At 44.8% G+C, this 24,124-nt stretch carries 23 protein-coding genes; 5 read left to right on the plus strand and 18 right to left on the minus strand.

From position 1 onward, the window contains the following. Positions 1-65: 65 nt before the first annotated feature. From ACO0KZ_RS19820 to ACO0KZ_RS19830, 3 genes are all read right to left on the minus strand, one after another. Positions 66-332, minus strand: a complete 267-nt coding sequence (locus ACO0KZ_RS19820) for a hypothetical protein (protein ID WP_422998442.1) — start codon at positions 330-332, stop codon at positions 66-68. A gap of 86 nt (positions 333-418) precedes the next feature. Beyond that, a complete protein-coding gene (locus tag ACO0KZ_RS19825) occupies positions 419-2,695 on the minus strand; it encodes an OPT family oligopeptide transporter (RefSeq protein ID WP_422998444.1) in 2,277 nt (758 codons plus the stop codon). A 176-nt stretch (positions 2,696-2,871) separates the two neighbouring features. Beyond that, a complete protein-coding gene (locus tag ACO0KZ_RS19830) occupies positions 2,872-4,158 on the minus strand; it encodes an MFS transporter (RefSeq protein ID WP_422998446.1) in 1,287 nt (428 codons plus the stop codon). Between the two features lie 186 nt (positions 4,159-4,344). Here ACO0KZ_RS19830 and ACO0KZ_RS19835 point away from each other — a divergent pair, with 186 nt between their 5' ends. From ACO0KZ_RS19835 to dcd, 4 genes are all read left to right on the plus strand, one after another. Then, complete coding sequence (locus ACO0KZ_RS19835) at positions 4,345-4,998, plus strand: PolC-type DNA polymerase III (RefSeq protein WP_422998448.1); 654 nt, start codon at positions 4,345-4,347, stop codon at positions 4,996-4,998. A gap of 60 nt (positions 4,999-5,058) precedes the next feature. Continuing rightward, complete coding sequence (locus ACO0KZ_RS19840; protein ID WP_422998450.1) at positions 5,059-5,259, plus strand: DUF1653 domain-containing protein; 201 nt, start codon at positions 5,059-5,061, stop codon at positions 5,257-5,259. A gap of 2 nt (positions 5,260-5,261) precedes the next feature. After that, positions 5,262-6,287, plus strand: a complete 1,026-nt coding sequence (locus tag ACO0KZ_RS19845) for an XdhC family protein (protein ID WP_422998451.1) — start codon at positions 5,262-5,264, stop codon at positions 6,285-6,287. A gap of 183 nt (positions 6,288-6,470) precedes the next feature. Further along, positions 6,471-7,037, plus strand: coding sequence for a dCTP deaminase (dcd, locus tag ACO0KZ_RS19850; RefSeq protein WP_314863390.1), 567 nt, complete (start codon positions 6,471-6,473; stop codon positions 7,035-7,037). A gap of 69 nt (positions 7,038-7,106) precedes the next feature. Here dcd and ACO0KZ_RS19855 read toward each other — a convergent pair whose 3' ends face one another. The 5 genes from ACO0KZ_RS19855 to rarD all read right to left on the minus strand — a co-directional run bounded on the left by ACO0KZ_RS19855 (position 7,107) and on the right by rarD (position 15,749). Continuing rightward, a complete protein-coding gene (locus ACO0KZ_RS19855) occupies positions 7,107-8,555 on the minus strand; it encodes a DUF1501 domain-containing protein (RefSeq protein ID WP_422998453.1) in 1,449 nt (482 codons plus the stop codon). A gap of 10 nt (positions 8,556-8,565) precedes the next feature. After that, complete coding sequence (locus ACO0KZ_RS19860) at positions 8,566-11,076, minus strand: DUF1800 family protein (RefSeq protein WP_422998455.1); 2,511 nt, start codon at positions 11,074-11,076, stop codon at positions 8,566-8,568. A 57-nt stretch (positions 11,077-11,133) separates the two neighbouring features. Next, positions 11,134-12,120 carry a flagellar brake protein gene (locus ACO0KZ_RS19865; protein ID WP_422998457.1) on the minus strand — a complete coding sequence of 329 codons (987 nt, stop codon included), beginning with the start codon at positions 12,118-12,120 and terminating at the stop codon, positions 11,134-11,136. A gap of 181 nt (positions 12,121-12,301) precedes the next feature. After that, positions 12,302-14,572 carry an Orn/Lys/Arg decarboxylase N-terminal domain-containing protein gene (locus ACO0KZ_RS19870; RefSeq protein ID WP_422998459.1) on the minus strand — a complete coding sequence of 757 codons (2,271 nt, stop codon included), beginning with the start codon at positions 14,570-14,572 and terminating at the stop codon, positions 12,302-12,304. 283 nt (positions 14,573-14,855) lie between these two features. Then, entirely contained in the window at positions 14,856-15,749 is an 894-nt protein-coding gene (gene rarD, locus ACO0KZ_RS19875) for an EamA family transporter RarD (protein WP_422998461.1), read from the minus strand. Positions 15,750-16,004: 255 nt separating this feature from the next. On the opposite strand from rarD, the gene ACO0KZ_RS19880 reads away from it, so the two are divergent. Then, complete coding sequence (locus ACO0KZ_RS19880) at positions 16,005-16,814, plus strand: zinc-dependent peptidase (protein ID WP_422998463.1); 810 nt, start codon at positions 16,005-16,007, stop codon at positions 16,812-16,814. A 72-nt stretch (positions 16,815-16,886) separates the two neighbouring features. Here the strand turns inward: ACO0KZ_RS19880 and ACO0KZ_RS19885 are convergent, their stop codons facing one another. From ACO0KZ_RS19885 to ACO0KZ_RS19930, 10 genes are all read right to left on the minus strand, one after another. Continuing rightward, entirely contained in the window at positions 16,887-17,807 is a 921-nt protein-coding gene (locus tag ACO0KZ_RS19885) for a cobalamin-binding protein (protein ID WP_422998465.1), read from the minus strand. Between the two features lie 17 nt (positions 17,808-17,824). Beyond that, entirely contained in the window at positions 17,825-18,664 is an 840-nt protein-coding gene (panC, locus tag ACO0KZ_RS19890) for a pantoate--beta-alanine ligase (protein ID WP_422998467.1), read from the minus strand. A 66-nt stretch (positions 18,665-18,730) separates the two neighbouring features. Next, positions 18,731-19,585: a segregation and condensation protein A gene (locus ACO0KZ_RS19895; protein WP_422998469.1), complete on the minus strand. Its 855-nt coding sequence runs from the start codon at positions 19,583-19,585 to the stop codon at positions 18,731-18,733. Positions 19,586-19,661: 76 nt separating this feature from the next. Further along, on the minus strand, positions 19,662-19,871 hold the full coding sequence (locus ACO0KZ_RS19900; protein ID WP_314863263.1) for a DUF3460 family protein: 210 nt from the start codon (positions 19,869-19,871) through the stop codon (positions 19,662-19,664). 169 nt (positions 19,872-20,040) lie between these two features. Next, positions 20,041-20,616 carry a TIGR00730 family Rossman fold protein gene (locus tag ACO0KZ_RS19905; protein ID WP_422998471.1) on the minus strand — a complete coding sequence of 192 codons (576 nt, stop codon included), beginning with the start codon at positions 20,614-20,616 and terminating at the stop codon, positions 20,041-20,043. Positions 20,617-20,625: 9 nt separating this feature from the next. Beyond that, positions 20,626-21,300, minus strand: a complete 675-nt coding sequence (locus tag ACO0KZ_RS19910) for a TetR/AcrR family transcriptional regulator (RefSeq protein WP_422998473.1) — start codon at positions 21,298-21,300, stop codon at positions 20,626-20,628. A 217-nt stretch (positions 21,301-21,517) separates the two neighbouring features. Beyond that, positions 21,518-22,039, minus strand: coding sequence for an RDD family protein (locus ACO0KZ_RS19915; RefSeq protein WP_422998475.1), 522 nt, complete (start codon positions 22,037-22,039; stop codon positions 21,518-21,520). A 79-nt stretch (positions 22,040-22,118) separates the two neighbouring features. Beyond that, the gene (locus ACO0KZ_RS19920; protein WP_422998477.1) at positions 22,119-22,832 is read right to left on the minus strand and encodes a DUF3106 domain-containing protein; all 714 of its coding nucleotides are present in this window, start codon (positions 22,830-22,832) and stop codon (positions 22,119-22,121) included. A 2-nt stretch (positions 22,833-22,834) separates the two neighbouring features. After that, positions 22,835-23,266, minus strand: a complete 432-nt coding sequence (locus ACO0KZ_RS19925) for a DUF3619 family protein (RefSeq protein ID WP_422998479.1) — start codon at positions 23,264-23,266, stop codon at positions 22,835-22,837. Further along, positions 23,263-23,832, minus strand: coding sequence for an RNA polymerase sigma factor (locus ACO0KZ_RS19930; RefSeq protein WP_422998481.1), 570 nt, complete (start codon positions 23,830-23,832; stop codon positions 23,263-23,265). Before ACO0KZ_RS19930 ends, ACO0KZ_RS19925 begins: the two co-directional genes overlap by 4 nt. Between the last annotated feature and the right edge of the window lie 292 nt (positions 23,833-24,124).

Here is a 24,124-nt window from a genome sequence, read left to right on the forward strand (position 1 = left end):
CTTTTCACAAGCTTGCGTTAAATGTAACGCAAGCTGATGTTGCGAGCTCACTGCAACAAAAAAACTTAGACCTTCTCCATTTCTTCAGAATCCAAAGCAATCACATGGGTTTGTAATTGCCCACGCTCATCATGCCATTCGCGCATGATACAAGCTTGACCTTCTTCATCAATGGCAATGATTTTAAAAAAATTGCCTATCATCGATTCAATGAGAATTCTTTCATCCTCTGGAAAGCTTTTAATGAATTGCTTGCTCAAGGTGGTGACACGAATGATGTCGCCAATTGCTACTGTTTGTTGCTTAGAATCGAGGATGGGTGTCTTGCTCATAATTGGGAATTAGTTCTTTTGCAGTTTCAGAAATAAATTGAGTGGCGTACTGGCTCGTTGTATGCCACCAATTAATGAATATTGGCTTAATTTTTCTTTTGCAAGCTAGCTTTTTCTCTGCCAACCTTATAAAGAATAAACGCAATCAGGATAAATGGAATCAGAGACAAGCCATCCGCATGCAGACCTTCAAAGAAAGGATTATTTGCTTGCGCCCAATCACCGATTTTCTTATCAAAGTCGGTCATGATACCAGCACAGAAGGCGATCACAATGCCTGCCAATGCGCCACCTGCAATATAACCCGATGATAGCAGTACTCCTTCACTACGGTCGCCTGCTGCTTGTTTCTCTTCTTCGTTCAAATGCTGATTTTTCTCCAAACGGTTATTTCTCAGATCAACCAGCCAACGTATCATGCCTCCAATAAATAGCGGAGCGGAGGATGCTAGCGGTAAATAGACTCCGACAGCAAAAGCGAGCGAAGGAATGCCGGACATTTCCAACACCAACGCGATAATGACGCCAAATAAGACTAATGCCCAAGGGAGTTCGCCATCAAGTATGCCCTTGATGATATAAGAAATCAGTACCGCTTTTGGCGCATCATATTTTTTGACTTCGGAACCATCCGGTCGCTTGGTATGTGTCCCATTAATACCCGGATCGATCAGATAAACAGCTTTGCCGTTTTGGTCAACGAGATATTTCCCCGCAGGTGCACCTAGTGTATCGTTCTTATTCCACACTTTGTATTGCGCGCTGTCTTGAGTTGCTTGCGGCCCTTGTAATTGCATCGTTTCATTGAGTTTGCTGGCGTCGGTGCTCAACCCCAGTGCTATTTGCGCGATGGGGACATAGACCGTGCTAGCATCGTTCAGCTTCAATAGAATCGGCCCTAAAATTAAGGCTGAGCAAAATACACCGATCAAGATCGCGTATTGTTGGAAGCGTGGAGTGGATCCAACTAGGTAGCCGGTTTTTAAATCTTGCGAAGTGCAACCCGCAACGCTGGAAGCGATACAGACAATGGCACCGATTGATAAAGCCGTTACATAGTATTGGCCGCCTACCCAGCCCATCAATAAAAAAATCAGACAGGTAAATAGAAGCGTGGCGACGGTCATGCCGGAAATGGGATTGGACGATTGCCCAATCTGGCCTGTCAATTGCGAAGAAACGGTCGCAAATAAAAAACCAAACACCAGAATCAAAATGGCGCCGAGCAAGTTCATATGCAGAGGTGTCGCAACGGTAATGACAGTGATAATTGCCAGTGCGCCTAACACAACCCATTTTATGGCGATACTTTGTTCTGTGCGTGGGACATCTGTGTTTGTTGAGGCTATTTTGGAATTGCTCTTGCCTATGCCAGATAAACCTGCCGCTAGACTGCGCCAGATCAAGGGCAGGGCGCGTGCCAGGCTGATTAGACCACCAGTCGCGACAGCGCCAGCGCCGATGTATAGCACATAGGCGCCACGAATCTCGTTTGGACTCATTGCGCTAATCAGCTTAGTCGCCGGTGCTAATGGCGTTAGCAAACCATCGCCAAAGAACTTGATAAGAGGGATAAGCAACATATACGACATTACGCCGCCAGCCGCCATAATCGCGGCGATGCGCGGGCCTATAATGTAGCCAACGCCAAGCAGTTCTGGCGAAATCTCGGTGCCGATAGAGCCGCCTTTTAACGGAGCAGAAAATACGAAGTCAACGGTGTCCTTCCAGCCTTTTAAAGCAATATTGCCAACTTTATAGACGAGACCAATGAAGAAGCCGCCAAAAATAATTTTGGCGCGACGATTAGCGTCTGCTTGTGCGTTGGGATTGCCAGATTCGCCTGCTGCTTCACGTGAACTATCATTTGCAGCTGCTTTTAAGACTTCCGCACAAGCGGTACCTTCGGGATACTTTAGTTCATGATGTTTTTCGATAATCATGGTACGGCGCATAGGAATCATCAGTAATACGCCGAGTAAACCACCCAATACTGCCACCAGCATGACGCGATAAATCTCTAGATCGAAACCCAAAATCAGGATCGCAGGCATGGTCACGCCTAATCCAAAAGCCAGTGATTCACCGGCTGATCCCGCCGTTTGCGCAATACTGTTCTCTAAGATGCTCGAGTCTTTGCCACCGAGCTTATGTGTCAGCCTAAATAAAGTAATGGCGATTACCGCGACCGGAATGGATGCGCTGACGGTTAAACCAACTTTAAGTACCAGATATAAGGAGGACGCGCCAAACACCATACCCAGTATGGTTCCCATGATTAAGGCGCGTAATGTAAATTCAGGTAGACTCGACGAATCAGGAATGTAGGGTTTAAAGTTAGCTGAGGCGGGTGATGGTGGCATGCTGTTCTTTCTGAAACGTCTCGCGTAATAGTTGTTTTTCGCTTAAGCTCAAAAACAAAGCAGAGCTCGAACGGTGCAGCGCATTATCCCGTCTTTCTTTAAAAAAATGCGAATAAGTATAAATTTACATAGGGGTTTTATAGTATTTGTGGTTGGTATGCAAAATTTTGATAGGTTCAGAGTTTTGGGATGGATTTTATCGCACGTATTGTAGGACTACGCCAGGCAAGGCCCGCTAGAATCAGTGCACAAATGCAAGAAAAACCCAGGGTATAACGTAGGCCAAAATGTTCCCCTAACCAGCCACCTAGCAGTGCGCCAGGACCTGCCGGGATTAGAGTCAACCAACGCATGGTACTGGTAGTGCGACCCAATAAAGCTTCCGGCGTGACTGCCTGGCGTAAGGCTAGAAAGTTAATGAAGATAAAAACGCCACCAACAGCGTAACACATAAGCATTAGTGCAAAGGCAAGTACCCCGAATAGATTGTTGGGCGCTATTGCAAGTAAGCCCCATCCTATGCCGCAAATGGCGATACCCGTCACCATACAAACACCGGGGCCTAGTTTGCGACTAACTCTGCTACCGACTATGCTCGCTAGAATTGTGCCTATTCCCATGCATACATAACTTAAGCCAACCGCATGTTCTGATAAGCCCAAGATTCGTGTGGCAAATAAAATTTGTACGACCAAGGCGGCGTTATAGGCGAGTTGCCAAGTGCCGACAGTGAGTGCTAGTGCGACCAAAATTTTATTGTTAATGACGAATTGCAAACCTTCTTTTAAGTCGCGCCAAAAATTGGCGTCTTCTGCTAGTTCGCGTACTTCGTGGATCTTGATTTTTCTTAAGATGGTAGCTGAGAGTAAAAGTAAGAAGGCGTCGGCAAACAAGGCTAGAGGCGCTCCCAATAATTTGATTAATGCTCCTGCGGTAGCAGGCCCTGCGACTTCGGAACCAGAGCTGGCCAAGGCATTCTTGGCATGTGCCTCAACTAATCGATCACGCGGCACAATCTGCGTTAATACGATTTGCGCAGCCGTGCCAGCGGTTGTATTGACCGCACCTATAAGAAAACCAACTACGTAAAGCCAAGTCATATCCAAAAAGCCTAGCCACCAAGCTATGGGAACGCTGGCTACCGCTAAGGAAATCGCAACTTCCCCCGCGATGTACACGGGTAATTTTCTGACTCTATCCAACCAAACACCAGACGGCAGCGACAGTAGGACATAAGGGGAAATTTCCATAAAGGTCAGCAAACCCATTTGGGTTGGACTTGCATAAAGTAACACCGCTGCCGTCAGCGGCAGTGCCAGCAAAGTAATTTGAGCGCCAAACGAGCTAATGAGTATAGACAGCCATAGGCGACGATACACAAAGTCGCGTAAGAGATCATGAGGTGGAATGATGTTCTTTAATGAATAGCGTTGCAGCCAATTGAGTCGTAAAGATTTGAGCATGGGAAAACAGGTGCGCAGCAAAATAGGGATGGTTGTTTGAGTTTACGATGCTGGGAAAGTTTTGTCGTCGATGGTGAAGTAAGTTGGTAGAAAAAACCACTCTTGTGAAAGAATCGAGAAACTCAAAAAATAGGTAACTCAGTTTACAATAAGAAGCATAGGCAATTAAAAAGAGGTTGTTATTTAATGTTAAGTCGCTCACTCGCAGAAAACCCACAAACTTGTTTTGCTGATTTACCTTCTATCATTATGCTGGACTTTGAAACCACGGGTATGAGTCCAGAACAGGGTGCGAGAATTACGGAAGTCGCCGCCATACGTATACAGCAAGGTGAAATCGTTGATCGGTTCGTGTCTCTAGTTAATTGCAATGCGCATATCCCTGCATTCATTACGCAATTAACCGGTATTACACAAGCGATGGTGAACAAAGCGCCACCAGTGACTGAAGTGCTGCCAGAGTTACTGGCTTTTATAGGCAATGATTATTTGGCTGCGCATAATGCTAGTTTCGATGAGAAATTTTTATTGGCAGAGGCGCGTGCGTTGGGCTTAGCGTCTCAGCATCAAGCCGCGATTTGTTCAGTTAAGTTGGCGCGTCGCGTCTTGCCGGGTTTGCCTAGTTATGCATTGGGTAGAATAGCGTCCCAACTTGGATTACGATTTAAAGGGCAGGCGCATAGAGCCGAAGCGGATGCTGAAGTGGCGGCGAACTTATTGCTGCATATTGAATCTCATCTGAAACAGCAATATGTACTAGGCCAAGTACATCCTTCCCTGTTTGTTAGTATTAATCGCTTAGCCGCGGCGAAAGTACCAGCCTATTTGAGCAGCATATAGTGAGAATTTAAAGTAAGTAATAGAGCGCTTAGAATAGCGAGTTAACATAAAGGTTTCGAGATGAAGCAGAATCAGCGTTTTCGACATTACAAAGGCGGCATTTATCAATTGGTGTGTGAGGCAACACAAGAGTCAGATTTGAGTCCTGTGATCGTTTATAGTGCCGCAGATGGTAGTCTTTGGACTCGTCCACGTGCAGTATTTTTTGAGTCGATTGAAGTGGATGGTCAAACCGTGCAGCGCTTTGTTGAGATTGATTAAATATGGATAGCCAAGATTTGGAAGTACTTAAGATGTGCGAGCGCTGGCTCTATGCTGGACAAGCCTGCGAGTTGGTGACAGTGGTAAAAACCTGGGGTTCTAGTCCACGTCCTGAAGGCTCGATGCTGGTGCTAGGTGAGGGCGGACAAGTTGTTGGTTCAGTCTCCGGCGGCTGTATAGAAGATGACTTGATTGCTAGTGTACAAGAACGAGGATTTCAACGTAGATGTCCTGAGCTTATTAGCTATGGGATTACCGCAGATGAGGCACATCGTTTTGGTTTGCCATGCGGTGGAACGATACAGTTGCTGATTGAACCTTTGACACTTGATAGTAAGATCAGTGAATTGTTAGTAAGACTGGGACGTCATGAATTGGTGGCGCGCCATGTGGATATTGAAACAGGGGCAGTAATTTTAAATACCGCACAAGCAGATGATGTATTGACGCTTAATGATCAGGAGTTAATCAATATTCATGGACCGCGCTGGCGTTTATTGATCATCGGTGCGGGACAGTTATCTAGGTTCTTAGCAACAATAGCGTTGGGTATGGACTACCAGGTTACGGTGTGCGATCCTCGTGAAGAATACCAGCAAGGCTGGCAAGTTGATGGTGTACGTTTGGTGCATGAGATGCCTGATGACACCGTATTGGCAATGCAACTTGATGGGCGTAGCGCAGTTGTGGCATTAACCCACGATCCCAAGCTAGATGACATGGCATTGATAGAAGCATTGAAGTCCCCCGCATTTTATGTCGGCGCAATTGGTTCGCGTGCCAATAATGCCAAACGTAGAGAGCGCTTGTTAGAATTCGATCTTAGTGAAACCCAGGTGCAAAAATTGCACGGCCCAATTGGTATATTTATAGGCAGTAAAACACCAGCTGAAATAGCGATTTCTATTTTGGCAGAAATGACCGCGATTAAAAATAAGGTGGTATTGGCGCCGGAGAATCGCATCGATATCGGCAAACAGCAAATGACGAATCAGATGCAAGCTGGCACCTCAGCTAGTTCAGCCTAAATCAGTGAATTGAGCCTATTTTTGATTTGTAACATCGATATTAGGATTTTCCTGCAAGATATCGAAAAAAAGCGATAGAAAACCGGGTTTCGAAATCGCTTTTATCAGATTTTCAAGAGGTTTTCGCGTAGAATTTCGGCTAAATTAGAATCAAACCCGGAATCAAACTAGGCAGGAGCAAGAATGAGCATTAAATCGGATAAGTGGATACGTCGAATGGCTGAGCAACATGGGATGATAGAGCCGTTTGCGCCCGGTCAAGTACGTCAGGAAAATGGACAGAAGATCGTCAGCTATGGCACATCATCGTACGGTTACGATATACGTTGCGCTGATGAATTCAAAATTTTTACCAACATCAACAGCACCATCGTTGACCCTAAGAATTTTGATGAGAAATCCTTTGTTGATTTCAAAGGTGATGTTTGTATTATTCCGCCGAATTCTTTTGCCTTGGCACGTACCATAGAATATTTCCGTATCCCACGTAGCGTATTGACGATTTGCCTTGGTAAATCCACTTACGCGCGCTGTGGCATTATCGTGAATGTCACGCCATTTGAGCCTGAGTGGGAAGGCTACGTTACTTTGGAGTTTTCCAATACGACACCTTTGCCAGCCAAGATCTACGCGGGTGAGGGCTGCGCCCAAGTATTGTTCTTTGAGAGCGATGAAATTTGTGAAACTTCTTACAAGGATCGCGGTGGTAAATACCAAGGACAAGTAGGTGTCACTTTGCCGAAAGCTTGATGTAGATAATCATAAGATTCGACACTAGAAGAGCGATGCACATAAAAAATGCATCGCTTTTTTACATATTTAACCCATAAAACCTAAATTGCGATTGCTGAAGTTAACAATGTTGGGGAAAACATCATTAATCTGCGTGTTACTAAGGCCGAACCAATTTGCCAGAGTTGCCCCATATTGATCGACTGAAAATTGGGGTAACAAGCTTCCAGATCCTACGTCTTGGCTATGCTTGAGGCCAGTCACAGGGAAAGTGCCATAAATGTCTTTGCCTTTAACCGCACCGCCGACGATGAAGTGATGTGAGCCCCAACCATGGTCGGTGCCATCGCCGTTGCTTGTGAAGGTGCGGCCAAAGTCGGATGCAGTGAAAAGCGTTACTTGATTACGCATGTTACTGCCGACTAGATTGCCCATGGTGGTATCAAAATAGGCAATCGCATGCGATACTCGTGCGAGTAAATCTGCCTGTGCTGTGCGTTGTGCATCATGCGTATCAAAGCCGCCCATGCTAACAAAAAAAACCTGACGCTTTGCGCCTAATGTGCTCCTGCCTGCAATGATCCTAGCAACCGTTTGTAATTGAATCGCGAGGGCATTATTTGCTAGCGCACCTGTATTTGGATTAGTGTATTGGCTCGGGTTCGGAACTCCGTTGCCACCAGCTGCCGCCATAGCAGGACTGAGTAAGCTCTGCGCATTAATGGCACGACTCGTCACCGCGGCATGCTCTTTTTGGAAATAGTTTGATGTGTCGCCGCTGATGATGTTGCGTAAAGTCGATCCTGCTGTCGCAGAGCCAAATAGACTGCCACTCAGGCCAGCGATTGGTACTGCTCCAGACGATCCAACCTGATATTGGATGACATTCCGCCCAGACAGGAAAACGGCATTCCCTGATGCAGATATTGCGGTGAATACTGGGTTGCTATTGTTTGCCGCGAGCAGGTCACCCATGCGTCCACCCCAGCCATAGCTAGCACCTTCAGGCGCATACGCCTGCCAGAGCGACTGCTGATCGTTGTGTGAAAATAATTTCGGCGGTAATTTAACACTGCCCGCTTTGTATTGCTCTAGGGTAGTCGGCATAACCAGCGGGCCGACGTTGGAAATAATGGCGGCGCGACCAGCATCGAATAATGTTTTAAGTTCAGTCATACTAGGATGCAAGGCAAAACTGCGTCCCGCCTGAGTGGTGTTGCTAACAATAGGTATAACGCCACCGTTAGCCCCAATCGCTGGCAAAGCAATTGAACCTGCCTCATTCGTCGTTCTCACAGTTTGATACTGTGTCCAAGAAGTGGAGTCCGTTGCTAATACCGTGTTGGCATGGTCGTTCGCTCCGTACAAGAATAAGCAAACAATCGCCTTATAGTCGCCCACGCTAGTTTGTGCTGCTGCAGAGCTCATTGTGGCAAGATTAAGTGCAAATGGTGATGCCACCCCTAGTGCGCCAGCGGAGCTAAGTAGTGAAGAAAGTCGTAAAAATTCTCGACGAGAAGCATTAAGTTTGGACATGAGATGCTCCTTATTTCTGTACCAGATATTCTGGTGACGCCATTGTTAAATAGATGCTCATATAGACGCGATTTAGTTTCGCGGTATCAATGGCGCTTTGCGTGCTGCTTGGAATAGCGATTGAATTAACGCCAGCCAAAATCTGCGAACGTAAGTTACTGCTCATCTGGTTTGCCATCAGCAGCAAATTGACTTGGTCGACCAATGACTCTGGCGTAGTCGCTAATGACGTCAACGAAGAATAGTCACCTTTGGTATCACGCGATGTTCCGATTCCGTTGGGAATTGCATCTCGTAGTAAGTTTAAATAGCCAACCACGGAAGTCTCCGCGGTAATTTGCATCTCAGGTGAAACGAGCTGTGCATTGGCTATTTCTGAATTGGGAGGTACATATCCGGGACGAAAGAAATTGAAGACCGTTGGTGATCGCATTGGTGTTTGTGCCAAGCCTGTTAACGGATCGTCCAAACTTGTGATACGGAAAAACCCCGAAGCTGATTTTGCATTACTTGCTCGTAACCAGTTAGAAAGACGTAAAACGGGTTCACGTAATTTACCAACACCAACATTAGTCAAAATTGGATTATTACGTGCTTCAGTATCTAGTAAAACTGCCTTGATGACTGCCTTCATATCACCCCGTACACCTTGCCCGTTATTCGCGAAAGCGGCGCTGACGCGAGATACGTATTGCGGACTCGGGTTGCTGGTAACTAATCGCTGGATCAATTGCTTGCCAATAAACGGACCAACATTTTGATGATTGAACAGAGTATCCAAAGCAGTTTTTAAGCTGGCTTCTGGGTTTGCAGTGCTCTGCGCGGCGATACTGACACCTAAAAACTGTTTGACACTAGTGGAGTGATAAGCTGGATAGCTTTGCATTGGCATCCAGTCGCGATTTGCGTCGGCATTGCCACCAAAAAAACGTGTACTAGATTTGTCAGGACCTGCCCAGCTCCAGCCAGTAAATACTTTTGCCAGCCCTGCGATGTCATCATTACCGTAAGTTTCGACTGGTTTCCCATTTTCTAATGCATAACTTCCGTCAGGGTTGAGTTTATACAAGCCTATCGTAAACAATTGCATAACCTCGCGTGCATAGTTTTCGTCTGGTACACGAGTGCCAGATTCTTTTTGATTACGGATTGAAGTTAAGTAAGTGCCCATCATGGGATGCAGGCTGACTGCCTCCAAGAGTGTGCGGAAATTGCCAAAAGCATGTTGTCCTAGAGTGTCGTAATAAGCTGCGACTCCTCTTGGATAGTTTGCAACGCCACTATCTTGGAATGAAATTACCAAAATTTGAGAGAGCGCAAATGTGACGCGCTGGCGCAGCTGGTCATCCGAATTGATTGCCTGCTGCCAAAAGGATTCAAAGAAATGATTTTGATTGAGACCGCTTTGGCCAGTGCTCAGACCAGCAGCAACTTGATCCATGTAGTTGCGATGGAGTGTTTGTGAAATAGAAAACTGGGTGTTTATCCAATTTTCATAACCGACCGCAGTCAATGAATTGATCGAGGTGGTGCTTGCACCGAATGTCGCTTGCTGCAAAAAGCGTGAGGCTTGCGGTGCGCTAGGTAATCCTGAGTTGCCGCCGCTCGTCCCGATCAATGAACCGATGAGTCCTTGCGCAACGCTAATGTCAGTTGAGGTGACAGTCGCAGCTATCGCCATCCCTTTGCTGATGGAGTCAGCAGGGTTGATGTAGCTAATGCCTTGGGTGATTGAAAAACTTTTTCCAACAGTATTTTTGTTATCCAGTAGTTGTGCTACCCAACCATAAGTAGGATCACCACTATAGGTGTGTGCTGCGTTCAAAATGGAAAGTACTAAGGTTCCACGGGTCTCTTTTCCACTAGCGAGACTGGCAGTCCAATAATCCAATCCTTCTTTATCAGGACTTGGTCGACCTAAAACATTCTTGTAGATGATGCTTACAAAGTCAACATTTGTCATGTTGGCGCTATAGCCGGTTTGGGCAGAATAGAGAATCGCGGCGGCATAAAATGACTCACCTATTTTATCTAAACTCACACCATTTTTGATTTGTGCGATCCAGTAACTCAGCCCATTTGCATCAGGTACGCGATTAAAATAGGCAATGTAAAGTTCAACCAGTGAGTTAAGATCTTTAGTGCTGATTTCTTTCGCTTTCGCCACGACATCTAAGTTGATAGAGATGTCAGAAAATAGCAGGGTTTTAACATTGCTATTTAAAACTACCGTGCCATCGCTGCCAACATTATCTTGTACGGTCGTACTGCCATCGGTATTGGTCGTGACCAGATAATTTGAACGCGGCCCATTAAAACTTGCATTGTTGGTCGTTACCACGGGTGGTGATTGATAACTTACACTTATACCTGGTACGGTAGTTGTTTCATCAGTTGATCGACCACAAGCGGTCAGGCTACCAATTGACAATAGACACCACAAATAGATATAGAGCCGAGAATGTTTCATATAAGATTTAAGGCCTAATGTTGGCGTAAAACAGTATTGAGGTGCAGACATGGCTTTTCCTCACAAAAAGGTAGCTTGGTTATGCAACTTTGCGCAGTTAAAGATAGCTTATTCTATTTCCGCCAAAGTTTGATGCACAAATGAAGATAAAATAATTTTTGATTGCGTCGGTATATTGACGAATTCAAATCCATAGCGGAATTCTTCAGAATTTTCTGTTTGTACTATGGATCTGATAATAAGTGGAATGATCAAGTAAGCATCTTCGCCCGCTGTATTGACTTTGAACTTAATGACGCCACTATCTCCTTTTTTTCCTATACTACGTTTGAGCAGACCAGATGTTCCACCCATACTAATATCGGTCAAAGTCGCAGCGCCTATTTGCTCTGGTTCTCCAACGCTGAGAGATGCAATAATTTTGACGCTAGCACGGGAGCTTTGACGGATTGCAGTACAGCGTACGATTTTAGGGTATGAGAGATGTAAATACGGATGTGGTGTATAGACCGATTTTAAGGCTGAGGCCGTAAAAGCGTAGGCTTTCTTTCCGGGAAATGCGCGCACGATGAAAGTCTGACCATCGCGAATAATCGCACCACGACCATCAATACGAGGGGCAGTGACTAAGATCGATTGGTTTTTTACGAAACCAATCAGGCGCACCGTATAGCGTATGGTGGCGTTATCGTGGACCTGCAGAAAAAAAGTTTCTCCAACATGCCAACGTACACTGTCCAAGTCCAAAATGACGGATTCTTTGTCGAGGTCACTGGTGTTATTTGGATTACTACTGTCGATTGCGTTACTCACCAAGACAGGGTCTATTTTAGAATCTAACTTTGGCGCTGGTTGAGAAAAGCTGTTTGCCTGACTGGCTTTTGGTAAGGGCGTTTGATCGTTCGCCGTGTTGTCGTCAGAAGTATCCTCAAAATAACCGTCTTCAATAATCAGGTCTAAGTCTTCCTGGCGGTCGATCACCGTTCCAGCCTCATGCAAAGTATTACCCCAAGCATCAAAAACAGCCCAAGGTAGTGCTTTTCCAAGTGTTACTTGTTCTTTGTTAATAGGGCTTAGCGAACCGAGTTGACTCATATTAATTTTTTACTATGAGAGTTTGATATGTTTGATATGTTTGATTGTATCTCGAATGCGACTGAGTCTAAAGCGAGAATAGATGAAAAAAAGCCGCGAAATGCTTCATCGCGGCTTTTTTTATGATAAATGGCTTGTTCCTTGTCGGCAGTTGCTGTAATTCACCAACATAGATTTACCCTTATTCCACATTCTCGGAACCTAATGGCACGCAATCAACGAAGTAACCGCGTTTGCCTTCCACTTCAGCTTTGACCAGACCATGGCAATCAGTCTCGAAACCAGGAAATTGTTCATTAAATGCACGTACAAACTTCAAATAATCGACGATCGTTTTGTTAAATCGTTCGCCCGGGATCAACAAAGGAATGCCCGGTGGATACGGGGTTAACAAAATCGCCGTGACACGGCCTTCCAAATCATCAATCGACACACGTTCAATTTCACGATGTGCCATTTTGGCAAAAGCATCGGAAGGTTTCATTGCTGGTTGCATGTCAGACAAATACATTTCTGTTGTCAAACGAGCCACGTCATGCGCTTTGTAAACTTCGTGAATGCTTTGGCATAAATCACGTAAACCAGCACCTTCATAACGTGGGTTTGCAGTAGCAAACTCCGGCAAGATACGCCACATAGGCTGGTTCTTATCGTAGTCATCTTTAAATTGCTGCAAAGCGGTCAATAAGGTATTCCAACGACCTTTGGTGATCCCTATTGTAAACATGATAAAGAACGAATACAGACCACATTTTTCAATGATAACGCCGTGCTCAGCTAGATACTTGGTGACGATTGACGCAGGAATTCCAGTGTCGCCAAATTTGCCTTCGAGTGATAAACCAGGGGTAACGATCGTCGCTTTAATCGGATCGAGCATATTGAAGCCTGGTGCGAGATTGCCAAAACCATGCCAGTCATCTTCAGCGTGAATCATCCAGTCTTCTTGTGTACCAACACCATTTTCTGACAAATTTTCTGGTCCCCAAACCTGGAACCACCAATCCTGACCCCATTCTTGATCGACTTTGCGCATAGCGCGACGGAAATCCAGTGCTTCTAAAATGGACTCTTCAACTAAGGCCGTACCTCCGGGTGCTTCCATCATGGCTGCGGCGATATCGCAGGAGGCAATAATAGAATACTGTGGCGAAGTGGAGGTATGCATCAGATAAGCTTCGTTGAAACTGTCTTTATCCAATTTTACTGTTTCAGATTCACGTACTAAAATTTGCGAAGCTTGAGAAATACCTGCCAATAATTTGTGTGTAGACTGAGTCGAGAATATCATCGATTTTTTAGCGCGTGGACGTTCTTTACCAATCGCATGCATGTCTTGGTAGAAGCTGTGGAAAGTCGCATGTGGCAGCCAGGCCTCATCGAAGTGCAGGGTATCGATTTCGCCGTCGAGCAGGTCTTTTAGCGTTTCTACGTTGTACAACACGCCATCATATGTTGACTGAGTGATAGTCAGAATGCGTGGTTTTTTGTTCTTTGCTTTGCGGGCAAATGGATTGGCTTCGATTTTTTTGCGTATGCTTTCCATGGAAAACTCTTCCAGTGGAATAGGACCAATAATGCCGAGGTGATTTCGAGTTGGCATCAAAAACACTGGAATGGCGCCACACATGATGATGGAATGCAGAATTGATTTGTGGCAGTTACGATCCACCACGACGATATCGCCAGGTGCGACAGTGGAATGCCATACCATCTTGTTCGAAGTCGACGTACCGTTCGTCACGAAATAGCAATGATCCGCATTAAAAATACGCGCTGCATTGCGCTCAGAGGCAGCTACAGGACCGGTATGATCGAGTAATTGTCCAAGTTCCTCCACTGCGTTACAGACGTCGGCACGCAGCATGTTTTCACCAAAAAATTGATGGAACATTTGACCAATGGGTGATTTTAAAAATGCCACGCCACCTGAGTGACCCGGGCAATGCCAAGAGTAAGAACCATCGTTGGCATAATGCACAAGCGCACGGAAAAACGGTGGCGCCAAGCCATCTAAATAGGATTTAGCCTCGCGAATAATATGACGCGCTACAAACTCAGGCGTGTCTTCAAACATATGAATGAAGCCATGCAACTCACGCAAGATATCATTCGGAATATGGCGTGAGGTACGCGTTTCACCATATAGGTAGATTGGGATATCAGCGTTCTTGTAACGAATTTCTTCAACGAAGGCACGTAAAGGTTTCAGCGCGAAATCGCTTTCTTCCTCGGTACCTTCACCGAATTCTTCATCGTCAATGGAAAGGATAAAAGCTGAGGCGCGCGACTGCTGTTGGGCGAATTGAGATAAATCACCATAGCTGGTCACACCAAGGACTTCCATACCTTCTTTTTCCATGGCATCGGCGAGTGCACGGATACCAAGACCAGAAGTGTTTTCAGAACGGAAATCTTCGTCGATGATGACGATGGGGAAGCGGAATTTCATTTAGGTCTCCAAAAAGTCTGTTACGGGAGACGCCTGGGCCAGTGTGTTAAACCGCTTGCGCGCCGAAAAAATAAAGATGCGAATTTTCGCAGAAATGCCGAGATAGATGTCAAAAATATTGAGCTATTTTGTACAGAAGGCACGCAAATCCATGATATTTCATCCCACTGTCATATAAAGTCGCAAGATGTGCTTATTTGCGAGTCATAAATGCAACATAAAAAGTAATTGATGAATCATTTTTATACGGCCATTTAGTCAGATCAGTTACTGTTAACTGAAGCTAAGTTGAAGTGTTCTCAGTTGGTTTCTGTAAAAAATTAACACGTAAGCCGTCAATAGAATAAAGCGCAAGACCAGTCCAAATGCCTATAAAGCCCAGCATACGTTCATGGCTAAATTGTTCATGATAGAGCCAAACGCCAATAATTAACTGCAGGCTAGGGGAGATGTATTGCATTAGACCCAAGGTCGCCATAGGAATCCGCCTTGCCGCAGCAGCGAACATTAACAAAGGTATGGCTGTGATGGGGCCCGCCATGAGTAAAAGTAACTGAGTTTGAGTAGGCGCGGTGGCAAATGCGCTTTGGCCATGTAAACCTAGATAGATTAAATAAGCTAACGCAAAGGGAAACAGTAGCATCGTCTCTAACGATAAGCCTTCTAACGCGCCCAAAGCGGCTGTTTTCCTGAGTAAGCCATACATACCAAAAGTTGTTGCCAGTATTAGTGCAATCCAAGGTGGATGACCAGTGTGTAAGCTGAGCCAAATGACGCCGAGCGCGGCGCAAGTGACGGCGAGCCATTGTATTTTTCGCAGACGTTCCTTAAGTAAAATAAAACCGAGAAATACATTTACCAGTGGCGTCATAAAATAACCTAGGCTGGCATCAATGATTCTGTCGTTATTAATAGACCAGATATACAAAAACCAATTGGCTGAGAGCAGTAGAGCGCTGGCAACGAAACCTGCTAATAATTTAGGTTGGCGCACGACGCCTGGTAGCCAGCTCCATTGTTTGCGCCAAGCTAGTACTAACAATAGAAATATTAAAGCCCATAGCATGCGATGCAGCAAAATTTCTATAGAAGGAATTGTATGCAAGGCTTTGAAATAGAGTGGGAACAAACCCCAAGCCGAGTAGCACGCCGCAGCGTACAGTATCCCTTTGCGCATAGATGATCAATCAAGAAATGTCATAGAAAAAAGCTAAATAAGTCAGGTTTTGGCTTCAAAACAATATTATCGCAGCTAATCTTTGCGTCCGCTGAATGTAGCGAATATTGGCCTCGAATTAAGAATTTTGCTATTGAGTTCAGACAACCGATGCCCATCTTATTTTTGTAGACTCGAAATTGGCACGCAGAAAAATGCGTAATGCATTCAAAAAAATAGCCAAGCATTGCTTTTTTTGTTAAATAAAGGAATACGATGGGCTTTCTCGCCGCATTGGTCGTTATGTTGGTATTGGGTTTTATCGTTGTGCCGAAACTCAGGCTACACTATGTGCTGGCACAAGCATTTCCCTCTAAGTATTCCAAGATATTGAGAAAAAATCTGCCTGGCTATAGCCAGATGCCGACCGATTTGCAGCTGCAGTTAAAGCGGAGAATCAAGCAATTTCTTTTTGAGAAGACCTTTGTTGCATGTGATGATCTGGTGATGAGCGATGAAGTCAAAGTAACGATCGCGGGCAAAGCGTGTTTACTGTTACTTAATCGTGAGACCGAAATTTTCCCTAAACTCACACATGTTTTGGTTTATCCCCATCCCTTTGTCGCGCCGCGACAGAAAACATCGACGGGTGGCATTGTGACGCATACCAATCAGGGATTAAGTGGTGAGTCTTGGAGTGATGGCAGAGTGATTCTGGCTTGGGATCAGGTCGCACGAAATCCCGAGGCAGAGGCCCTAGGCCAAGATGTGGTCTTGCATGAATTTGCCCACCAGCTGGATAGCGAAACAGGCAGTACCAACGGTGCTCCCGCGCTCAGGAGTGCGGCTGCTTATAAAGCTTGGTCGCAAGTTATGGAGGCTGAGTACACCAATTTGTTACGTGCAATCGAGCATCAAGAAGCGACCACCATCGATCCTTACGGTGCTACTAATCCAGCCGAATTTTTCGCCGTAACGACAGAAGCTTTTTTCAAAAAAAGTCAGGCATTGGCGTATTACCATCCTGCATTATATGAACAATTAAGGCGCTTCTATCAAGTGGATCCGCGTGAATGGGCGCGATAATTTTTGAGATGTTTGACGCATTTGTCTTCATTTTAAAAAGATAACCGCATAAAAGTAGTTTAGCGACGCAGATTAAATTTTTTGACGGGCATCACGAATATCTTTACATAAACGCTCGGTCGCATCTAAAACACGGGGACCCGCGCGGTGAAGCCAGTCGCCATTGATGCTATAGAGATTTTGTTTTTTTACCGCAATTAAATTTGGAAATTGGATCCACTCTTGGCGCAACTTACTGTCATCCTTACCGCTACTAAAAATCATGTCTGGGTTGGCAACCAATAAGGCTTCAGTAGTAATTGTCGCGCTGATGTCCTTGAGGTTCGCAAAGACATTATGCCCGCCGCACAGCGTGATCATTTTTGAGATGAAGTGCTCTTGATTTACCGTCATCAAAGGATTTTTTACCATTTGATGAAAAACACTGACTGGTTTTTCTTTGTCTTTGAGACGATAAGTGTCGCTGAGATTTTGCAGTCTTTGACGGAACTCTTTTGCGGCACGTTTTCCTACCGTTTCTGTTCCCGCTAATGTGGAAATGCGTTCCAGTGAGCTGGCGATGTCTTCAAAGTTATGTGGTTCGCTTTCGAAGACAATAACCTTGTTGTCTCGGAGCTTTTTTGCTAGTTGTTTAGCATTACCTGAACCCCAAATTACTATCAGATCAGGTTTGAGTGCGAGTACGCGTTCTAAATCGAGCGCAAAAATATTGCCAACGGAAACTATTTTCTTGGCTTCCTCTGGATAGTCGCTGTACTCGCTGACGCCGACCAACAAATGACCTGCGCCTGCCGCAAAAATCAATTCAGTCACATGCGGCGCTAAGCTGATGATACGTTTCGCAGGTTTATCTAAGCGCACTATGCGCTGCGCGTCGTCCAGTACGCTGACATCGGCTGCGGCTGCGGCTGTTTGCGTTGTGCCGATCGCTAGCATCAGTACTGTTAAAACGAGTTGAATTTGACGCAAACAACTTTGAGTGAGGAAAGACATAGAGCTAATGCAAAAATTTAAACTTCTAAATTGTCAATCAGACGCGTATTGCCAAGCTTCGCAGCACTCAGAACTACCAGAGCTTCTTTGTTGGCAATGTCATCCATGCTAGGCGCTTGTAGATTACTGCGTTTGCGAATTGCGACGTAATCGGGCTTCCACTCACGTTGTGCGAGTTGATGCATAGCCTGTTGTTCAATTGCCGGCAGGTCGTGACGACCCTTGCGTACTTCATCAGCAACCTGATTCAAAATTTTGTAGAGGGTTGGTGCTTCAGTGCGTTCTTCTGTACTCAGATAGCCGTTGCGGGAAGACAGGGCTAAACCATCTTCGGCACGCCAAGTTTCGGCAGCGATAATCTCTGTCGGTAAGGCAAATTGTTTCGCCATATTTCGAATGATCATCAACTGCTGGTAGTCTTTTTTTCCAAACACCGCAACGCGAGGCTGCACGCACGAAAACAGTTTCAAAACCACGGTGCTGACGCCAGTAAAAAAGCCTGGACGGAATTCACCCTCCAAGATGTCACCCAAATCGTTGGGCGGTTGTACCCGATATTCTTGTGGTTCAGGATAGAGATCTTTTTCGCTTGGGGCGAACAGCACATACACGCCTTCTTTCTCCAATTTTTCCACGTCAGCCTGGAAGGTTCTTGGATATTTATCGAAGTCTTCGTTGGGGCCAAACTGTAAGCGATTAACAAAAATAGAGGCAACGACTGGGTCGCCATGACGACGTGCCAGACGCATCAAGGACAAGTGACCTTCGTGCAGATTTCCCATTGTAGGAACGAAAGCCGTGCGTAATTGGCCACGTAGTTGATCGCGTAGTTCTTCAATAGAGGAAATAATTTTCATGGGGGAGGTGGTAAGGAAATAATGGGAGCGGGGTGAGTGCTTGTTGTTTATTTTTTTTGTAATGAGTCAAACGGGCGCGTAAGCTAATCTGACATAAATGGGGGCATAGGCTTCTGCTTGAGTAATTTCAATCAGAGTCTCTTTGGCCAACTCAAGTAGGGCGACAAAATTCACTACCAAAACCGGTGCGCCACGACTCGGGTCAAACAGGTCGGCAAATTCGACAAACTTGCTTGATTGGAGTCGACGCAAAATGCTACTCATGTGCTCTCGTACTGACAATTCTTCACGGCTAATCTTGTGATGAGCGACCAATTTTGCGCGGCCTAAGACATCTGCCCAAGCTTGCTGCAAATCAGCAACATGCACTTCCGGCCAATGCAAAACGGTGTTCTGTTCTATGAATACCTGCGCATGTAAAAAATCGCGCCCTAATTGCGGCACAGCATTTAAGTCGTAAGCCGCTAGTTTCATCTGCTCGTATTCGAGCAAACGACGTACCAATGCGGCACGCGGATCATCGGCTTCTTCGCCTTCTTGTGATTTATTGCTCGGCACCAGCATACGTGATTTGATTTCAATCAGCATGGCAGCCATGAGCAAATACTCAGCCGCAAGCTCTAGATTATGTTTGCGGATTTGATCGACGTACTGCAGGTACTGCAAGGTCACCTGCGCCATAGGGATATCAAGAATATTGAAATTCTGCTTGCGTATAAGATAAAGCAAAAGATCTAGAGGACCTTCGAAAGCCTCTAGGAAAATTTCCAGTGCGTCAGGCGGTATGTACAGATCATTTGGTAGCTTGAATAAGGGTTCGCCATATAATTTAGCGAATGCCAGTCCGTCCACCACATTGGGCGTGCTATCGGCGTTACCAATGATAGGTAGCTCTGTTGCCGGTAAATTGGGAGTAGACATGCGTCTGCGTTCTCGTTGCTGCTGGTTTAGTCCAAACAATCAGCGTTGGCGCTGAACCAGTATCTCTACGATTTGCTTAGTTTTTGTTTTGATAAACATACGGCTGCTGCATGACTTTAGATTCTATCGTGCGGCGTTGGCTGTCTAAATCAATCGGCGCTTTATCCCATAACAAAGCGCGGCCATCGCGTTGGCTCTGCTCTAGCTGAGGATTGGATTCTTTTAAGCCGTTGATAAACTGCGTGGCTTCAGATTGATAGAGCGAAAATTGTTTGGAAAATTTCATTGTTTTTTCAATCGAAAGTAAAAATAAGTGACGTTTGTTAGCAAAATAACTCAGTGAGTTCAGTTCGCCGTCGGGGTTCGCATTTTACCTTGTTATTGAAGGTTTTCTTGCGAATAAGGTCGATATACCTGGAAAATGTTGCTTGTTGTATCGGAATTCGTCGTACGTTTTACGCAAAATCAATTCCTTTGGCCTGAATTGCGTCCTCAAAGTGTTGCATACGGCTCAGTAATAAGGATGGGTCAATTTCTTTGATTAATAAGGCATTATGTTCTGCTTTTAAAAATCCTGAAAATACGGCGTGCTCTAAGAATTGTAGGAGATGGTCGTAAAAGCCGTTGACGTTTAATAAGCCTAAAGGTTTATGATGAAAACCCAATTGTAGCCAGGTAAACATTTCGAATAATTCTTCCAATGTTCCTATGCCTCCAGGCAATGCGATAAAGCCATCGGATAGTTGCGCCATGAGTGCTTTACGTTCATGCATATTCGCGACGACATGCATTTTACTTAATCGACTGTGGCCAACTTCACGCTCCATCAGTGCTTGTGGGATAACACCAGTGACGTGACCACCAAGCCGCAACATCTCATCCGCGATAATTTTCATAAGCCCGACATCACCACCACCATACACCAACTCCAATTCGTGGGATACCAATTGAGCGGCGAGCGCGACAGCCGCTCTATGAAATGCTGGGGAATTGCCACTGGCTGAGCCACAATAGACGCAAATAGATTTCATGTTAAGAGATCATCCTTGGCGTTTAATTTTGAGTAAGTAATCGTGCGACAGTTTCTCGAAAACCTCTTTCGCGTGCCCACGCAAATACGGACTGATTTGAACTATGACTTGGTAGCAACCTCGCGCCAAAGACTCGGACATCGTTTGTAACTCGGTGTACTTACGCGGATTACGAACATATTCATATGACAGCCAATAAGAGGCAACCACCACCATATTAGTAGCTAATGCGTCAATGGTAATGTCGTCTGCATCAAACTCTCCGTCATTACGTAATCCTATGCAAAGTTCTGTTGCAACTTTAATTTTGTGGTTGAGAATCTGCTTGAACGTGAGCTCCAGCTTGCGGTTGCGCGAAAGTAAATCATTCAAGTCACGGTAAAAAAAACGATAACGCCAAATCAGTTCGAAGGTTAAGTGAAGGTATGTCCAGATGTCTTGGATATTTGCCTTGCGTCCTTCAGGAAATGCCAGTTTCTTGTTGATTTCCTCTTCGAACTGGAGAAATAAAGAGTTAACGATGTCCTCTTTGTTTCTAAAGTGGTAGTACAGATTGCCAGGCGAAATACTCATTTCGTCAGCAATGATCGTAGTGGTGATATTCGGTTCACCAAAGTCATTAAATAGCTTTAGTGATAAATCTAAAATGCGGTCGCGGGTTCGTCTTGGTGTCTTGGTTTGCATCTCGAATGCCTATTGATCTTGTCGTATCGCAACAGCGATAATTTGGCAATAGAATATCATTGAATTAAGCAAGAACCCAAATTTAAGCGCGTAAAAAAGTGCTTGGGCGAAATCAAATACGAAATGGATGCACTTCAAGTTTGCAGAATAGTGTGAGGTTTGATTTTACTTAAAACCTAATTCAGTAGCGCTCAAATATGAATTGCTTGGGCTTAGTTTATTTTTGCTCATTGGGTTTAGGTACTTCGACTAATCGTGTTTTAGCTAGCTTATCGTGTAAAAATTGCCCATCTTTGACAAACAAAGCCGTAGCTGCCCAAACGCAGAAGCCAATGGTGACTGGTATTATGATCTGACTATTCTTCAACCCCAGCTGATATGAAATGATGAAGCCAGGTAAAAACCACATCCATGCGAGACAATAACGCACTATTGCCTTAATTAAAGGGACGCGCTGATCGTTATCATTCACTAACTTAATGCGCCAAGTTTGCATCGCAAGAGTTTGTCCGCTGCGATGCCAAAAAAACACAAAATAACTACCGATTATAAAGAAAAGAAATATTTCACGTGCTAAACGCATCGTTAGAGCGCTTTTGCTTTGAGTACTAACATCAAAAATGAAACCGGCAAAGAATATTACGCCAAAAACCAAAGCCGCTTCGTAAATCATCATGCATACGAGGCGGCGTTTCAGTGTTGGTGTGGGGTAGTGCGGTGCTAAGTTGATTTGATTCACGTGCAATTTTCTAGTTTCTTAATGATTGGTAAGCTTTAGTCAACTAGCGATAAAACTGGCTTGTTTGAACCAGAAAAAACTATTTGATGATCGCTTGAGATGCCGCACTGTTTGCTGGATTTATCGGAGGCGGGCCTTTCTTAAGCGGTGCTAATATTGGGCTGGTCCGTTTTGATTCAGGCTGAATGGTGGTAATTGTTTTCTTTGTTTTTGCTTCATTCGCAAGTTTTGTTTTTTCTTCTTCGCTTAATTGCTGATATTGCTGCCATTGTGCAGATTTTTGCTCAGGCGTTTTCTTCGCGGTATTGGCAAAATTTTCTCTGACTGCCATACGCTGCTCCGGTGTCATGTTAACCCAAGCTTGCATGCGCTCTTGCACCCGCTGCTGCTCTTCAGGTTTCATGTTGACGTATTTGTCGGCAATACCCAGCCATTTTTTCTTGCGTAGTTCATCCATTTTGTTCCACTCTGTGCCGAGTGGTGCGAGAGCTGTTTTTTGTTCGGCTGTTAAGTCAGACCAGTTTGACTTGCCGCTCGTAATCGGCGTAGATTGTGACGTAACTTTAGAACTTGATTGTGTTGTCGATGACTTAATTTGGCCAGTAACCGGCATAACCGTTGCAGTGACTGGAACACTTGCTGCGGATGCTATTGCTGAATTATTTGCCGAAGTTGGTGCTTGTGCAGCCACCGATGGGTTTTGCGTTGCAAATGAAGCACTACTAGCACCAACAATGATGAAGGACGCAATGATGTAATGATATGAGAAAGCTAAAGAATTTTTGATGCTCACTCTTATTCCTCTGTCTTTGCAGGTGGCGCTTCTTTGTTCAAATATGCATTAAACCCATTATCTAAATACGCATCTGGTGGCAATTCATCCACTAAAACAGCCGCATCTATTTCAGCCAAGTCATTTATCTGTTGTTCTTGCTCGTATTTATAAATACCATAAAGGCCAATTATCAAGGCCAAGAGTGGCAACGTGAGCCACATTTTTCTTACCCAATTTTTTTGAGAAAGCGAAACACCATTACTACCCGCAAGCACGCCACCAAAAGCCAATGCGCGGCTAGGTTCAATCTGCTTTTGACGCGATAAGGCAAGTTGACGCGCAGTTGCTAAACGTTCCAAAGTAGTCTCTGGAAGTTTTTCGCTTGATTCAGTCATCGCACGGCGCACTTTGTAGGCGAAGTCGATTTCCTCTTTGTCTTTTGCGTAAGTCATAAATGTATCCCTATTGCTTTAAGTGAAGCTGCCAGTGCGTGAGTTGCTCTTGAGCAATGTGTCTTCACGCTCCCCTCTGAACAACCCATGGCAATCGCAGTCTCTGCGACGTCCATGTCTTCCCAATAACGCATGAGGAAAGCTTCTCGTTGACGCGTAGGTAGTTTTTTTATTTGCTCATCAATGATATTTAAAACTTGCTCTCTTTCCAATTTCTGCTCAGTGGATTCAGCTGCTTCACTGCCTTCTTCGGATGAATGCACCTCTAATATATCAAAATTATCGTCATCTTGATTATTAGTTGTGATGTTGGAAAATAAACTTACTCGATTGTTTCTGACTTTTTCTCTTCGGAAAAAATCCAAAATGGTATTTTGTAGAATACGTTGAAACAACATTGGCAATTCGTTAGCAGGTTTGTCACCATACTTTTCTGATAGCTTGATCATCGCATCTTGAACTATGTCTAACGCGGATTCATCGTTGCGGACCATGTACACGGCATGTTTGTATGCGCGACGCTCTACGCCTTCGAGGAAGTTGGATAATTCTTTATTGGTTGCCATTCGGAGGATGGTGCCTTGAAAAACGTAAAATTTCTAAAATGTTAGAAAAAGCGAAATGCAAGCGTAAGAGTCTTAACGATCAAATCGTAAAAATGGTTTACATTTTTTTGCACATTTTCGGTGCGATGCTTTTTGTGTCAGCGTACTAAAAGTGCGCACATGCTAACAAAAAAGCCAGTCAATGTCCTCCTATTTCATGAAATTCTTCACTTATTTGTTTGATAAATAGGCGGTAAATACTTGAATTTAGGGATTTCTTTTAAATTTCTTAACTTTAAGCTCTAAATAGTCT

The organism is Undibacterium sp. Di24W, assembly GCF_049340325.1.
Classification (GTDB): Bacteria; Pseudomonadota; Gammaproteobacteria; order Burkholderiales; family Burkholderiaceae_D; genus Undibacterium.